This is a genomic window from Nocardia sp. NPDC056541, assembly GCF_042794235.1.
GTDB lineage: Bacteria > Actinomycetota > Actinomycetes > Mycobacteriales > Mycobacteriaceae > Nocardia.
This window is the reverse complement of record NZ_JBHTUD010000001.1, coordinates 98,504-113,202: the sequence shown is the minus strand read 5'-3', so window position 1 is coordinate 113,202 and position 14,699 is coordinate 98,504. Positions and strand designations below refer to the sequence as shown.

9 protein-coding genes are annotated in these 14,699 nt (G+C 68.7%); 3 read left to right on the top strand and 6 right to left on the bottom strand.

From position 1 onward, the window contains the following. Positions 1 to 34: 34 nt before the first annotated feature. Both ACFQ9R_RS00410 and ACFQ9R_RS00405 read left to right on the top strand, forming a co-directional pair. Positions 35 to 1,381, top strand: coding sequence for a flavin monoamine oxidase family protein (locus ACFQ9R_RS00410; protein WP_378987166.1), 1,347 nt, complete (start codon positions 35 to 37; stop codon positions 1,379 to 1,381). A 132-nt stretch (positions 1,382 to 1,513) separates the two neighbouring features. Beyond that, positions 1,514 to 2,872 carry a flavin monoamine oxidase family protein gene (locus tag ACFQ9R_RS00405; RefSeq protein ID WP_378988440.1) on the top strand — a complete coding sequence of 453 codons (1,359 nt, stop codon included), beginning with the start codon at positions 1,514 to 1,516 and terminating at the stop codon, positions 2,870 to 2,872. A gap of 346 nt (positions 2,873 to 3,218) precedes the next feature. On the opposite strand, the gene ACFQ9R_RS00400 is transcribed toward ACFQ9R_RS00405, so the two are convergent. The 5 genes from ACFQ9R_RS00400 to ACFQ9R_RS00380 form a co-directional block, all read right to left on the bottom strand. Then, positions 3,219 to 3,476: a hypothetical protein gene (locus ACFQ9R_RS00400; RefSeq protein ID WP_378987163.1), complete on the bottom strand. Its 258-nt coding sequence runs from the start codon at positions 3,474 to 3,476 to the stop codon at positions 3,219 to 3,221. A gap of 185 nt (positions 3,477 to 3,661) precedes the next feature. Next, the gene (locus ACFQ9R_RS00395) at positions 3,662 to 4,453 is read right to left on the bottom strand and encodes an ABC transporter permease (RefSeq protein ID WP_378987159.1); all 792 of its coding nucleotides are present in this window, start codon (positions 4,451 to 4,453) and stop codon (positions 3,662 to 3,664) included. Beyond that, positions 4,450 to 5,262, bottom strand: a complete 813-nt coding sequence (locus ACFQ9R_RS00390; protein WP_378987156.1) for an ABC transporter permease — start codon at positions 5,260 to 5,262, stop codon at positions 4,450 to 4,452. The genes ACFQ9R_RS00395 and ACFQ9R_RS00390 overlap by 4 nt, the downstream gene beginning before the upstream one ends. After that, positions 5,259 to 6,209 (bottom strand): ATP-binding cassette domain-containing protein, encoded by a 951-nt coding sequence (locus tag ACFQ9R_RS00385; protein WP_378987153.1) that lies wholly within the window; start codon positions 6,207 to 6,209, stop codon positions 5,259 to 5,261. Before ACFQ9R_RS00385 ends, ACFQ9R_RS00390 begins: the two co-directional genes overlap by 4 nt. A gap of 86 nt (positions 6,210 to 6,295) precedes the next feature. Then, positions 6,296 to 6,853 (bottom strand): TetR/AcrR family transcriptional regulator, encoded by a 558-nt coding sequence (locus ACFQ9R_RS00380; RefSeq protein WP_378987150.1) that lies wholly within the window; start codon positions 6,851 to 6,853, stop codon positions 6,296 to 6,298. A gap of 112 nt (positions 6,854 to 6,965) precedes the next feature. Between ACFQ9R_RS00380 and ACFQ9R_RS00375 the strand changes: the two genes are divergently transcribed. Beyond that, positions 6,966 to 8,687: an ABC transporter ATP-binding protein gene (locus tag ACFQ9R_RS00375; protein WP_378987147.1), complete on the top strand. Its 1,722-nt coding sequence runs from the start codon at positions 6,966 to 6,968 to the stop codon at positions 8,685 to 8,687. A gap of 48 nt (positions 8,688 to 8,735) precedes the next feature. Here ACFQ9R_RS00375 and ACFQ9R_RS00370 read toward each other — a convergent pair whose 3' ends face one another. Further along, positions 8,736 to 14,651, bottom strand: coding sequence for an amino acid adenylation domain-containing protein (locus ACFQ9R_RS00370; protein WP_378987144.1), 5,916 nt, complete (start codon positions 14,649 to 14,651; stop codon positions 8,736 to 8,738). Positions 14,652 to 14,699 lie beyond the last annotated feature (48 nt).

The following is a 14,699-nucleotide window of genomic DNA, read 5'->3' as shown; positions in this document are numbered from 1 at the left end:
GTCAGATTCGCTGTGAATCGAGGATGTGGCCAGTATGGACAAGTCGGTGGACGTCGTGATCGTCGGCGCCGGAGCTGCGGGCTTGGTCGCCGCCCGTGACCTGGTGGGCAGTGGATCTGAGGTGCTGGTGCTTGAGGCGCGGGACCGGGTGGGTGGCCGTCTGCTCAACGCCGAGCTGCCCGGTGGCTCGCCGATCGAGGTCGGTGGGCAGTGGGTCGGTCCGACCCAGCATCACGTGATGGCGCTGATCGGGGAGCTGGGCCTGCGGACCTACCCCACCCACACCGTCGGGCGTCACATCGCCGAGCTGGGTCGATCCCGTTCCGAGTACACCGGCCGTATCCCGCGGGTGAACCCGCTGGCGCTTCTCGACATCGCCCAGACGCAGCTGCGGCTGGACCGGTTGGCGCGCAAGGTCGCCCGCGCCGCGCCGTGGGGGTATGAGCTGGCAGAGTCCCTGGACGCGCAGACCTTCGACACCTGGCTGCGTAACCACGCCCACACCGCCGACGGGCGAGCCTTCTTCCGATTGATCACCGAGGCCGTGTTCTCCGCGGGCCCGGAGGACATGTCGGCGCTGTGGGCGAACTTCTACATCGGCGCCGCGGGCGGACTCGACGCGCTGATCAACGTCGCCCAGGGCGCCCAGCAGGACCGGATCGTGGGCGGTACCCAGACCATCGCGCTGGCCATGGCCCAGGAACTCGGGGACCGGATCGTCCTCAACAGTCCGGTGACCGAAATCGATTGGGACGACACCGGAGTGCGAGTCCGCGCCGACGGCGTGACGGTGCGTGCGCGCCGTGCCGTGATCGCGGTGCCGCCGCCACTGGCCGCCCGGATCCGGTTCGCCCCGGGTCTGCCCGGTGATCGGGACCAGCTCGTGCAGCGGATGCCGATGGGCCGGGTGATCAAGGTCAATGTCGCCTACGACGAGCCGTTCTGGCGGGCCGAGGGCTGGTCCGGCCAGGCCAACAGCGACCGGCGAGCCCTGGGCACCGTCTTCGACAACACCCCCTTCGGCGGTGGCCTCGGCGTTCTCGTCGGATTCCTCGAGGGCCGCCACGCCGACACCAGCGCCCGGCTGGCCTCGGCCGACCGCCGCGCGCTGGTGCTCGAGGATCTGGCCGGGTACTTCGGCCCGCGGGCGCGTAAACCCATCGACTACATCGAAAAGGACTGGGCCGAAGAGGAATACAGCCGCGGCTGCTACGGCGCGTTCACCACGCCCGGCACGCTGACCCGCTTCGGACCCGCACTGCGCCGCCCGATCGGCCCGCTGCACTGGGCAGGCACCGAAACCGCCACGCGCTGGCCCGGTTACATCGACGGTGCCACCGAGTCCGGCCACCGCGTCGCCGAAGAGATCCGCAGCGCCTGACCGTCGCTGCGGCGAACAAATGACAGCCATCGCCGATTGTTGCTCGCGCACACAGGCCATTACGGCACAGGTGCACTGCGATTGATTCAGTTGTTGACAGGGCGGTCTCGTCCGCCCGGAAAGGCAGACATGATGCACGAGGACTCCACGCGTACTGAGGGCCCCTCCGGTTCGGCTCAGACCACAACGGTGGCTGTGGTCGGGGCAGGGTTGGCGGGACTGACAGCGGCGCGCGCTCTGCACCGGGCAGGTGTCGATGTGCTCGTGCTCGAGGCCGCCGACCGGTTGGGCGGGCGGGCGATGAGCGAAACCACCGCGCTGGGGTCACGCGTGGATCTGGGCGGGCAATGGATCGGCCACCACCATCACCGCATCGCCGCGCTGGCCCGCGAGCTCGGTGCCACCCAGTTCCGCATGCACACCACGCCGCTGCCGACCATCCTCGACGGTGCTCGCCGTGTACCGCTGGGCGCGCCGTCGATGCTGGCGACCGTAGGCCTTCTTCTCGGCCTGGAAGCGTTGTCGCACATCCATCCGCCCCAGCGGTGGGACACCACGACGGTCGCGGACTGGTTGGCCAAGGTGCCCGGGCGCACGCCACGACGACTCCTGGAACTGGCCGCCCTGACCTCGTGGACCGCGGACCTCGACCGGTTGTCGGTGCAGGCGATGATGACGTTGATCCGCCTGCAGGGCGGACTGCGGACCATGCTGTCGACCACCGGTGGCGCGCAGGAGGATCTGCTGGTCGAAGGTGTCGGTACCCTCGTCGATCGCCTTGCCGACGACCTGAGCTCCCGTGTTCGTCTCGGGCACCGGGTCGCCTCGATCGTGGCGGGCGCCGACGGCGTCACCCTCGCTACTACCGAGGGGACGATCCACGCCACCAAAATCGTGGTGACAATTCCGCCACCGTTGCTGGACCGCATCAGGTTCCAGCCGTCCCTGCCGCCCGATCGGGTCGCCGTTGCTACCCGCACCTACATGGGATCGGTCTACAAAGCGATCGCGGTCTTCGACCGGCCGTTCTGGCGAGACCGAGGCACGAATGCGCAGATCATGGTCCTCGGTGCTCCCGGGATCGCGGTGTTCGACACCAGCCCACCCGACGGTCCCGGCCACCTGTGCATGCTGGTAGCCGGCCCGCACGCACGCGCACTCGACCAGCTCGGCGCCGCCTCTCGGCGCGAAACCCTCCTCGGTCCCCTGATTTCCCAGCTCGGCACCGAGGTCCTCGATCCGGTGAGCTGGCACGAGAAGGCATGGCATCTCGACGACAACGTCGGCGGCGGCTACACCGCACTTCCCGAACCGGGCACCGATGCGCTCATGCCACTGCCGTTCACGCCGGTGGGCGACATCCATTGGGCCGGTACCGAAACCGCAGTCGATCACCCGGGCTACCTCGACGGTGCCATCGAATCCGGCACCCGCGTAGCCCACGAAGTCCTCGACGCCCTCGCGCAGCGAGACCAGCTCACGCCGCGATAGCGAAACCGACGGCAAGCATCCTTCCTCAGCGAGACGACTGAGTGGCGAGTCGGGAGTGGCCGTCGCAAGGATGAATCGGCGATTGTCGAGGTGCTGGGACTCGATGATCAGTCGAGCGCACTTGGAAGGCGTAGTAGGGGAGTGCCTGCCGTGTGGATCAGCCAAGCTCGCGAATTCGGCAACGCGAATCGGGTGTGGCGAGCGACCACGGTGTTGCGGGATCCACCGAAGAACAACGTGACCCGTCGTGGGTTCGGCAGAGTCGTCGCCGACATGAGCCGGCCTCGTCGACATGGCCGCAGTGTCGGTCGTGCGGCACCACCATCTTCAACGAGCTGCTAGCGAGTCAAAACCGGAACCTGCTGTGGCGCATCAGCTTCGGCGAAACATGGACGCGATACGCACCCGCATCGTCCACACCACCGCAGCGATCCGGGCGTTCATCACCGGGTTCGCTGATGCGATACGGAGCCAGGACCCGCACGCGAACCGTCCTGGCCACCGGGTGAATGTCAGCGATGCGGCGCATCGGCAACGCAGGCAGATATGCGATGTGCGCTCGATCTGTACAGGATTCGTTCTGCCGTTTCTTCCTGAAGCCCATTCCCAGAACGAATGGTGATCGAGGCGATCGTCGCGACAGTCGCGGCACACACATGTGGCGGCTACGACGTGGCTGTCGACGGGGTTGTGGTCCTCAGCGGAGGCCAGGGAGAGCCCATGTGTTCCGGGCGTCGCCGGCACGACAGGCAAGGCGACGCGGGTCGAGTGGGGGCCTCGGCGCGTGGTTCAGCGTCGGCGGTATCCGCGAATGGCGAGCGTGCCGAAAACCACGGTCAGCGCCACTGTCCACGCCAGCGCGCGCCACATGGGCGCGGCGACCGGTCCGGATGCCGCCAGCCCGCGCATCGCCTCGACCACCGACGACACCGGATTAGCGGCGGCGACGGGCTGAATCCACGAGGGCAGATCCTGGCGGGGGACGAATCCGGTCGACAGGAACGAAGCCACCAGCAGGATCGCGTTGAGTGCTGAACCCACCGCCTCCCCGGATTTGGCGTGGACGGCGATCGCCACCATCATCCAGGCGACCCCGGTACCGAAGATCAGCGGCAGCACGAGGAAGCCGATGACGCCGAGCGTGCCGCCGGTGAAACGGAATCCGAGGAGATAGCCGACTCCGATCACCGCGAGCAGGGTGATCAGGTTGCGCACCGCATCCCCGGCGATGCGCCCGATCAGCGGGGCCGCTCGAGCGATCGGCATCGCCCGTAGCCTGCGGTCGAATCCTGATTGCAGATCGTCGTACGTCGTCATGGCGGTGCCGAGCCCGGCGAACGCGATACCCATCACGGCGAACAGCGGCAGGCTGAAGTTGACGTAGTCGGCCCGGCTTCCGCCGGGAACGACCAGCGAGCCGAACGACACCGTCATCAGCACCAGCAGGATCAAGGGAAAGAATGTCGCCATCATCAGCAGGACGGGGTTGCGCAGCGTCACCCGGATAGCCCGGATGGTGAGTGCCCACCCGTCGATGAGCACATGCGGGCGGGGTCCCGTCGGCGTGCGGGTTTTGTTCACAATGACCTCCGATATGCCCTGGCCGCGAGCGCGACACACACGACGAACCCGCCGCTCAACCACAGCAGAGCGGTCGTGACGGGCCCGGCGAGGGCTGCCTGCGGGTCGGCCAGCGCCCGCAGCGCGTCTGCGGTGCAACTGAGCGGCTGATTGGCGACGAACGGCTGCAACCAGTCCGGGAACGCCTCGGTCGGTGTGAAGGCGTTCGACACGAGCAGGAACGGGAAGAAGATGACATTGGTGATGACCTGGACCGAGTCCACCTTGCCTGCCGCGAAACCGATCGCGATGAACCCGGTGCACACCACCGCAGCGAAAAACAGTGCGACGAGCACGAATCCGATCGATGCGAGTACACCACCACCGAGGTGGAAGCCCATGACGGCACCGGCGGGCAGCAGGACCGCGATCGTCAGCAGCGCACGGGTCAGCTCCGCGCCGACAAGTCCCAGTACCGGGGCGATCGGTGAGACCGCCATGGAGCGGAGCCTGCGGATCATGCCGCCGGTCACGTCCTCGACCGACAGAATGGCCGCCGACATGGCCGTGAACAGCATCGCCTGCAGAATAACCGCGGGCAGCATGTACTGGCCGTAATCACTGCCGATCCGGCGCTCGACCACGGTGCCGAACACGACGTAGAACATCGTGGCGAAGACCAACGGCAGCACCACGGCGCCGATGACAGAGGCGGGGCGTCTGCTCATCAGCCGCAGGTGGCGACCGGCCAGGATCGCGGTGTCGGCTGGCATCGACGGATATGGACGGGTCACCGTGGCAACGGTTTTCGATGTGGCGGTGGTCGTCACGGGGTCTCCTCGGGCTCGCCCGAGACGCTGGGGTGACCGGTCAGGCGGAAGAACACGTCATCGAGAGTGGGGCGGCGCAGGGCGATGTCGTCGACGGCGATCTCGGCCGCATCAAGCTTGCGCACGACATCGACCAGCGTCGCGGCACCCGACGCGGCGACTGCGACGCCGTCGCTCAGCTCGGCGAGCCCGGTCATGTCCGCCAGCGCGGCAGCGATCCGGGGGCGGTCGCCCTCGGCCGCCGTGACGTGGCAGACCGAACCTCCGGCTTGGTCCTTGAGCTCGTCGGCGGTGCCGTCCGCGATGACACGGCCGTGGTCGACCACCACGATCCGGTCGGCCAGTTCGTCTGCCTCGTCCAGGTATTGGGTGGTGAGCAGGATGGTCATGCCGTCGTCGCGCAGGTCCCGGACCACGTCCCACAGCACCGCGCGGCTGCGCGGGTCGAGACCGGTGGTCGGTTCGTCGAGGAAGAGTACTTCCGGTTGGCCGATCAACGATGCCGCGAGGTCGAGCCGTCGCCGCATGCCGCCGGAGAAGGTACCGCTGCGCCGATCGGCGGCCTCGGTGAGATCGAAGCGGACCAGTAGTTCCTCTGCGCGCTCGGCAGCCCGCCGGCGTCCCAGTTTCAGCAGGCGCCCGAACAGGACCAGGTTCTCGCGCGCGGTCAGGTTCTCGTCCAGGGCGACGAACTGCCCGGTCAGGCCGATCACCGACCGGACCGCGCCCGCGTCGGCCACCACATCGTGACCGGCGACTCGCGCGTGACCCGCGTCGGGAACCAGCAGGGTGGTGAGTACATCGATTGTTGTCGTTTTTCCCGCCCCGTTCGGTCCGAGCACCCCAGCGATCGTGCCCCGTTCCACCGCGAAACCGAGCCCATCCAGCGCGGTCACCCCGCCGAACCGTTTGACGAGGCCCTCCGCCTCGACCGCATAGTCAACCATGGGAGTTAACTTAACCTAACCTAACTAGAAATAGGTAGGCTGCACCGGTATACGGCAATCGGACCAACGAGGTGGGGTGGCGGTGGTTACGTCGGCGAGCCAATCGCCTTGCGCAGACTCGTCAGCGCCTGTGTCTGTGCGTGCATGCGACTGGCTGACCCACGGTTGACGTGGTCGACGGCGGCATACAGCAGTGCCCACATCATGTTCAGGATCCACGAGGCGTCGAGCGCCGCGTCGATCGAGCGGTCGTCGCGCCCCCGTTCTATCGCCGCGATCGCGTCGTCGTCGGACAGGCACGACGTGGTCTCGTCGTACACGCCGGATGTGAAGAAGATGACCGTGAGGACATCGCTGAGTTCGAAGTACGCCTGGCACAGCCGCAGGACGGCGTCGAGCCCTGTCCCGTCTGCCAGGCGCGCACGCTTCGCAGCGTCGGCCACGGCCTGCTCGGTGAGCCGCCCGACGGCGGTGATCAGGTCGGATCGTTCGGGAAAGTAGCGGTGCAGCGTCGTACGCCCGACGCGCGCCTTCTCGGCGACTTCCGTCAGCGACGCGTTGGGCGATTTCGCGAACGTCGCCACTGCCGCGTCGAGAATCGCGCGACGGGTGCGTTCGCGGGCACTGGTCTCTTCGACATCCACGGGTGCAGCATAAGCGAGATCCATCCTGGATATTTGCTTTACTAAAATGGAACAATGCTGTTCCATTGAGGGGGTGACGACGATTGCACCTCCGACTGATACCGCTCCAGCGATGACCATGTCGAACCTGGGTGTCCTGATCGGCTATGCCCGACCGCATACACGCACCCTGCTGATCGGACTCGTCCTCGCCCTCGGCAGTTCTGCGACGGTGATGGCGACGCCGATGGTGACCAAGTCGATCCTCGACGCACTCGGCACGGGCGCGTCGATCATGGGCCCGACCGGTGCTCTGTTGGTGCTGCTCGTCATCGGCGCCGCACTCGGGTGGGGTTACTGGATTCTGCTCGGGACCGTCGCCGAGAACATCGTCTTCGACGCACGCACGATGCTCGTAGGACGACTGCTCGGGGCGACGGTTCCGTCGGTGCAGGCGCGTCCCACAGGCGAGTTGGTCACGCGCGTCACGGCCGACACCCTGCTGCTGAAAGAGGCCGCGTCGTCGGCGGTGATCGGCATCATCAACGCCACCTTCCTGACGGTGGGCACCGTGATCCTCATGGGTGTGCTCGACCTGATGCTGCTCGGCGTCACCATGCTGGCCATCATCGTCGTCGGCATTCTGTTCGGGACGCTCATGCCGCGAATTGCCAAGGCGGACGCGCAGACTCAGGAATCGCTGGGCCGCCTCGGTGGAGTGCTGGAAGGCAGCCTGCGTTCGGTGCGCACGGTCAAGGCGGCACGTGCCGAGCATCGCATCGCCACCTTGATCGGCGCCGACGCGAGCAACGCGCGGACCCACGCGATCGAGTCGGTGCGCGTCTCGGCCACGGCGTGGACCGTCGCGTGGACCGGCGTGCAGGGCGCCATCATCGCGATCCTGGCCATCGGCGCCTGGCGCGTCGACAACGGTTCGCTGACCGTCTCGACGCTGATCGCGTTCCTGCTGTACGCGTTCACGTTGATGGGACCGATCCAGGAGCTGACCACACACATCACGGCGATGCAGTCGGGGATCGCGGCCGCCATGCGTATCCGGGAGATGGAGACGCTGCACTCCGAAGCGGACGTGGCCCACGAGCCCGCGCCGGCGACGGCCGCCGAGCCCGACGCCGCTGTGCGCTTCGACGCCGTCACGGTCCGCTACGCACCTGACGCGCCGCACGCATTGAAGGAATTGACGCTGCGGATTCCCGCGACCGGCCATACCGCCATCGTGGGACCGTCCGGCGCGGGCAAGACCACGGTGTTCTCGACGATCCTGCGATTCGTCGAACCCGACACCGGGACGATCTCGGTGGGCGGCGTGGCCTACCGGAACCTGACGATGCGGGAAGTTCGCGCGCGGATCGCCTACGTCGAGCAGGAATCCCCTTTGGTGCCGGGCACATTGCGCGACAACCTGCTGTTCCTGCGGAACAGTGCCACCGGCGACGAGGTGGCCGAGGTGCTTCGCCTGCTCCGGCTCGACTCGGTCGTCGCGGCTCAGCCGAAAGGCCTGGACACCCACGTTCGCGACACTGACCTTTCGGGTGGGCAGCGGCAACGGATCGCGATGGCACGCGCGCTGCTCGGTGACGCCGACGTGCTGCTGCTCGACGAAGCGACATCGCAGATCGACACCCTGACCGAGGCATCGATCGTCGAAGCGATCGCCGTGCGGGCGCGCACCCACGCCGTCGTCACGATCGCCCACCGGTTGTCGACCGTGCGGCACGCCGATCGGATCGTCGTGATGGACGACGGCAGCGTACGGGCGGTCGGAACGCACGACGAGTTGATGCGCGCCGACGACCTCTACGCGCGGATGGTCCGCGCCGGTGGATTCGCTTAGGCGCACAGTCTTCCGCGGCGGCGTCGACCACGGCCCGGCCTCCTGCGCCTAGCGGACCTCGGACGGGTCGGCGACCGGGGTCGGGAGCAGACCCGCGGTGATGAAACCGTCGACGTAGCGCTGGAGGACAGCGGCATCGATGGCCGGGCAACGCACACCCGATTGCGCGAGTACCGCTCGGGTGCCGGTGTCGTCGACGATCAGGGCGTCGCCGCCACCGTTGAGGTAGTTGTCGGCGACGAGCGCGGCGCGCATGAGGTCGGCGTGCTGCGTGATCTGGCCGGCCAATCGCTCGGCGGCATCGGCCACCGACACGGTGTCGACCGGAAAACCGCTGCGGCGCAGGGTGTTCAGGATGTCTCCGACATTGGTGGGCGCGCTGTTGACCAGATGGTAGATCTCGGTGTTCGGCTGCCGGCCGGTGGCGAGAGTGACCAGCGCCCGTGCCACGTAGTCGACCGGGGCCAAGGTGACGTCGGCGGATTCGATGTCGGGTGCGACCCCGAGGTGAGCGGCTGACCGGATGAGCGTCCAGAACGCGTCATCTGCACTGTTCGCGCCGCTGCTGATCGATCCGGCGACCAGACCGGGCCGGTGCACCGCGACCGGCAACCCACGTTCGGCTGCCGCGAGGACCAGCTGCTCGGCCACCCATTTGGTGGCCAGGTACCCATTGCGCGGCACCTGGTCGGCGGTGATCGCGGTGCTCTCGGTGACGATTCCGGTGTGCCCGACACCGACCGCGGCCGACACGGTGGACACGAAATGCAGGGCCTTCACCCGGGTGTCGACCGCCAGCCGCAGGATCTCGACGGTTCCGGCGATATTGGCCGGGCGCAGGGCGGCATAGGATTCCAGATGATTCACGCGGGCGCCGTTGTGGTAGATCACCTCGATCCGCGCGGCCAGCTCGGCCCAGATATCGGCGGCGAGCCCGAAGCGCGGCGCGGCGAGGTCGCCCGGCAGCGGCACGACCCGGTCCGCGAGCCACTCGGTCCCGAGTCCGTATCGCTGAAGCGTCGTTGCGAGGCGGCGGAGCACGTCGTCGGCGTCCTGGGCGCGGACCAGGCACCAGACGCGCGAGTCGGTGCGGTCGAGCAGTTCGCGCAACAGATGGATACCGACGAAACCGGTGGCACCGGTCAGAAGCACATCGTCGGCCGAGATCGGTGGCGCCGCAAACGCTTCCGGCACTGTGATCGTGGGGTCGAGGCGCGCGTCGTCGATCAGCATGTCGGTCCAGTGCCCGGCGCCCGCCGCACCGGACTCCGCTGTCACGGCCGCCGTCACCGCCCGCGGCGTCGGCGCTTCGAACAGCATGCGGGGGTCGGCGTCGATGCCGAGGCGGTTCCGCAGCTCCGATCGGAGGGTGAAGACCAGCAGTGAGGTGCCGCCGAGATCGAAGAAGCTGTCATCGATCGCGACCGAATCTCGTTCCAGCACATCGGCGAACACCTGGGCCACGGCGAGCTCGCGCACGGTCGCCGGCTCACCGCCACCGGCCGCGGCAGCGTCGCTGTCCCGCTCCGGACGCTCGGGCAGAGCGAGCCCGGCCGCGACGGAGCCGGACAACTGCGCGACAGTCGCGTCGGGATGTGCGGCGATCGCTGTCAGGATCTCGAGGAACCGCGCCGCGAACCCGGCCACCGTCGCCGCGTCGTAGAGACCGGTGGCGTAGCGCAGGCTCGCCGTCAGTCCGCCCGTGCCCGACTGTTCACGCAGCGTCAAGGCCAGGTCGAAATGCGTTGTTTCCCAGGGGATATCGAGGGCGTTCACGGTCAGCCCGCCGAGATCGAGCGTGGGCGAAGGGGGCAGGTTCTCGTAGGAGAACACGGCCTCGAACAGCGGGTGTCTGGTGCTGTCGCGCGGCGGATTCACCGCTTCGACGATGTGATCGAAGGGAACGTCGGCGTTGTCGAGCCCGGCGAGCGCGACCTCCCTGGCGCGCGCTAGCAGCATGGTGAAATGCTCTCGCGGATCGAGGGTCAGGCGCAGTGGCAGGGTGTTCACGAACATGCCGACCAAGCGGTCGAGGGCAGGGTGGCCACGGCCCGCGACGGGGGTCCCGACCGTCACGTCCGCGATCCCGGCCAGGTCACCGAGCAGCACGGCGAACGCCGCGTAACCGGCCATGAAGGGCGTCGCGTTGTGCCGGTGAGCCAGCTCGGTCAGTGCCGCGCCGATGTCGGCGCCGATCTCGAAGTCGATCACCGCGCCGGTGCCGCCCGGCCTGCCGGAGCCGGGAACACGGACTCGATCGGTCGGTAGCGGCAGCCGATCGGGCGCGCCGTCCAGCGCCTGCACCCAGTGGGCGAGCTGACGAGCGGCGGTGGACCGCGGATCGTGTCGATCACCGAGGCGTCGATGCTGCCACAGCGTGTAATCGGCGTACTGCAGCGGCAGCGGCTCCCACTGCGGTGGCCGTCCGGCCGCCCGCGCGGTGTACGCCACGGACAGGTCGGCCACGAGCGGACCGTGCGACCAGCCGTCGGCGGCGATGTGATGGGCGACCAGCGCCAGCACGTGGTCGTCGGGACCGAGATTCCACAGCGCCAGCCGGATCGGCGCGTCGGTGGTGACGTCGAAGGGCGCGGCGACCGCCACCGCGAGTTCGGCGTCCAGCCCGGCCCGGTCGAGTGCGTCCGCGATCAGCGGTGCATCGCCCAGCGCCGCGTCTACGGTGAGGATGCGCACCTGCGGCCCGGCGCTGCCGGCGGGATACACCGTGCGCAGCACCTCGTGCCGGTCCACCACATCTCGCACAGCGGCATCGAGCGCCGCCACATCGAGAGATCCCGTCAGGCGCAACGCGATCGGCAAGTGGTACGCCGAGGAATCCCGGTAGAGCTGATTGAGCAGCCACATCCGCAGCTGTGCCGGGGCAGGCGCCAGGTGTTCGGGCCGGGGCACCGGCAGCGGTGCGTCCTCGGCCTGGTCCTCGGCATCCTCGACCCGCAGCGCCAGCGCCGCGACGGTCGGTGCGTCGAAGACGGTGCGGACACCGATGCCGAGGCGCGCCGCGAGTGTGGTCGCGGTGAGCGAGGTCCCGCCGAGTTCGAAGAAGTCGCTCTCGGCCCCGGCGACCTCGACCGCGAGTACCTCGGCGAAAGCCGCCGCCACCGTCCGCTCGGTATCCGTCGAGACGGGCCGGGAACCGTCGTGACCGAACACAGGCGCGGGCAGGCGACGGGTGTCGAGTTTGCCGTTGGGGGTCAGCGGCATGGTGTCGAGTACCAGGTAGGCGCTCGGCCGCAGATACGCGGGCAGCCGCTCGGCGATCTGGAGCCGCACCCGCTCCACCTCGAGTGGGCCGTCCGGCACCAGGTAGGCCACCAGATGGGTGCCCCGGGAGTCCTGATGTGCGGTGACGGCGGCCCGGCCGACACCGGGGAGGCCGGTGAGCGTGGTCTCGATCTCGCCCGGCTCGATGCGGTGACCGCGCACCTTGATCTGGAAGTCGCTGCGGCCGTGGTAGATCAGTTCCGGCTCGGCATCGGCGGTGAGCGTCACCAGGTCACCGGTGCGGTACACCCGTCCGCCGGGCGGGCCGAACGGATCGGCGACGAATCGGGCCGCGGTCAACGAGTGCCGTCCGTGGTAGCCGCGGGCCAGGGCCGGGCCGCCGAGATAGAGCTCGCCGATGACGCCGGGTGGCACCGGACGCAACCGGGCATCCAGCACCAGCGCGTGAAATCCGCGCAGGGGCGCGCCGATCGTCACCGGTCGGTCCGGCGTCAGCTCCGCGATGGTCGCGATATCGGTGGCCTCGGTGGGGCCGTACCCGTTGCGCATCAACCGGGTTCGCGACCAGGCCGAGACCAGATCGGGTCTGATCGCCTCCCCGCCCACGCCGAGGACACGCAGGTCGGGCAGGGTTTCGGGGTCGAGGGTGGCCAGCACCGCCGGGGTGATGATGGCGTTGGTCACCCGCTCGCGCCGCATGAGTTCGGCCAGGTCCGGTCCGGCCATCACATAGCGCGGGGCCACCACCAGCGTCGCCGCACCGGCCAGTCCGCACAGGATCTCGCCGACCGCCATGTCGAAACCGGGGGAGGCGTGGTGCAGGGTGCGGGCTCCGGGGCGCAACGCATACCGGTCGCGGCGCTCGGCGGCCAGGTTCGCGAGTCCACCGTGGGTCACCAGCACGCCCTTGGGGACACCGGTGGAACCGGAGGTGTAAATGAGGTAGGCGGGGTGCGCGGGCCGGGCGGAGACGGGCTGCCGCAGCTCCGCATCCGGCGCCGCGTCAGGGTCGGCGATCGTCCAGTGCACCGAGTCGGGCAGATCGGTCGGGTGCTCGATGCCGGTGACGCCGAGGGTGGCGCCACAGTCGCCGAGGATGTGGGCGATGCGCTCGGCCGGGTATCCCAGGTCGATCGGCACGAAGCCCGCCCCGGTCTTCGCGATCGCCCAGATCGCGCCGACCGAGGCGGCGCACCGTTCCATGACCATCGCGACCAAGGTCTCGGGGCCGGCGCCCGCGGCCTGCAGCGCACCGGCGAGGCGGTCGGTCCACGCGTCGAATTCCCGGTAGGTCCAGCGCTTCTCGCCGTAGACGACGGCGATGCCGTCCGGGTTCGCCGCGACGGCGGCGGCGATCAGCTCACCCAGTGTGGCCGGTGCACCCGCCGTCGGCCCGCACCAGGGGACGAGCAGGTTCGCCTCGGCGGCGGTGAGGACCGGCAACCGGTCGATCGGAACATCGTCGTCAGCGGCGGCGAACGCCGTCAGGAAGCTGACGAACCGGTCCAGCTGCGTGGTGACCTCGGCCTCGGTGTAGCGGTGACGGTTGGCTTCGAACTCGATCCGCGAGCCGGAACCGGTCACCGGATACACGTTGAGCGCGAGATCCTCGACCGGCCCGGTGGACAGCAGTTCGATGACCCCGCGCGCCGGACCGAGCATCAGCTCGGTGTGGAAGTTCATGATGTTGACCGCCGGTCCGAAACTCAGCGACTCGGCTCGGCGCCCACTGTCGCGGACCATCTCGGCACCGCGATAGCGCTGGTGGCGCAGTGCCCCGCTCAGCTCGGCACGCGCGCCAGCGATGGCGGTGCCGACAGTGTCGCCCGAGCAGCTCAGCGGCACGATATTCGATGTCATGGCGCCGCACGCACGCAACGCGGCGGTGGTGCGCGCAGTGACCGGCAGGCTCAGCGACACCGAGTCGGTGTCGGTCAGCCTGCCGAGGAACGCGGCGAACGCCGCCACCAGCACGGGCGCGATGCCGGGGAAGTCGGCTCGCGTCCGCAGTCGCTCGACCAGCGATGCCGGCAGCTCGGCGCGGGCGTGGATCGGCAGCGGATCGGGAGAACCGGGTCGCGTCGCGAGGGTGACGGGGGCAGGCAGCCCGGCGAGCTGCTCGCGCCAGTATTCGCGGTCGGTTCCGTAGCGCCGCGAGCCCAGGTAGCTCTCCTCCGCGGCGGTGAGCACAGCCGTCGAATCGACTGCGGCCGAGGGTAGTTCGGTTCCCTCCAGCAGGGCCGTGTAGTGACCGCTCAGCAGGTGCTGCATGCGGACGGCGCCGAACCCGTCGAGCGCCAGGTGATGGGCACGGGTGCAGAGCAGGTGACGCTGCGAGCTCAGTCGTAGGACCGTGGTCACGATAGGTGGATCGGCGATCAGATCGAACGGCGCGCACTGATCGGCCCGCATCCAGGCTCGGGCGGCGGCCTCCGGGTCGGATTCCTCGCTGCAGTCGACCACGGCGATGTGATCGTCGATGCCGTCGTCGTGCACCTGTCCCGGTTGCCCGTCGACGATGGTGAAGCGCACATAGGCGCCCAGATCGCGCGCGGCCAGGTGGGCCGCGCGGCGGTATGCCGCGAGGTCGAGCGGTCCGCGCAGGTCGACGTACTGGGCGATGGTGAGCGGCACCGGTCCGAGCAATTGCTGAGCGAACCACACCTCGCGTTGTGCGGCGGTGAGCGGGCGGACAGCAGGGATCGAACCGTGGGGAATCATGGTGCCTCAGAAGCTGGGAGAGAAGGTGGAAGACAGCGCCCGTGCCGT

Bases quoted from the DNA above. Each gene is read 5' to 3' on its own strand.
- ACFQ9R_RS00400 (WP_378987163.1), bottom strand. From the start codon at position 3,476: ATGGGCTTCAGGAAGAAACGGCAGAACGAATCCTGTACAGATCGAGCG.
- ACFQ9R_RS00405 (WP_378988440.1), top strand. From the start codon at position 1,514: ATGCACGAGGACTCCACGCGTACTGAGGGCCCCTCCGGTTCGGCTCAG.
- ACFQ9R_RS00385 (WP_378987153.1), bottom strand. From the start codon at position 6,209: ATGGTTGACTATGCGGTCGAGGCGGAGGGCCTCGTCAAACGGTTCGGC.
- ACFQ9R_RS00370 (WP_378987144.1), bottom strand. From the start codon at position 14,651: ATGATTCCCCACGGTTCGATCCCTGCTGTCCGCCCGCTCACCGCCGCA.
- ACFQ9R_RS00410 (WP_378987166.1), top strand. From the start codon at position 35: ATGGACAAGTCGGTGGACGTCGTGATCGTCGGCGCCGGAGCTGCGGGC.
- ACFQ9R_RS00375 (WP_378987147.1), top strand. From the start codon at position 6,966: ATGACCATGTCGAACCTGGGTGTCCTGATCGGCTATGCCCGACCGCAT.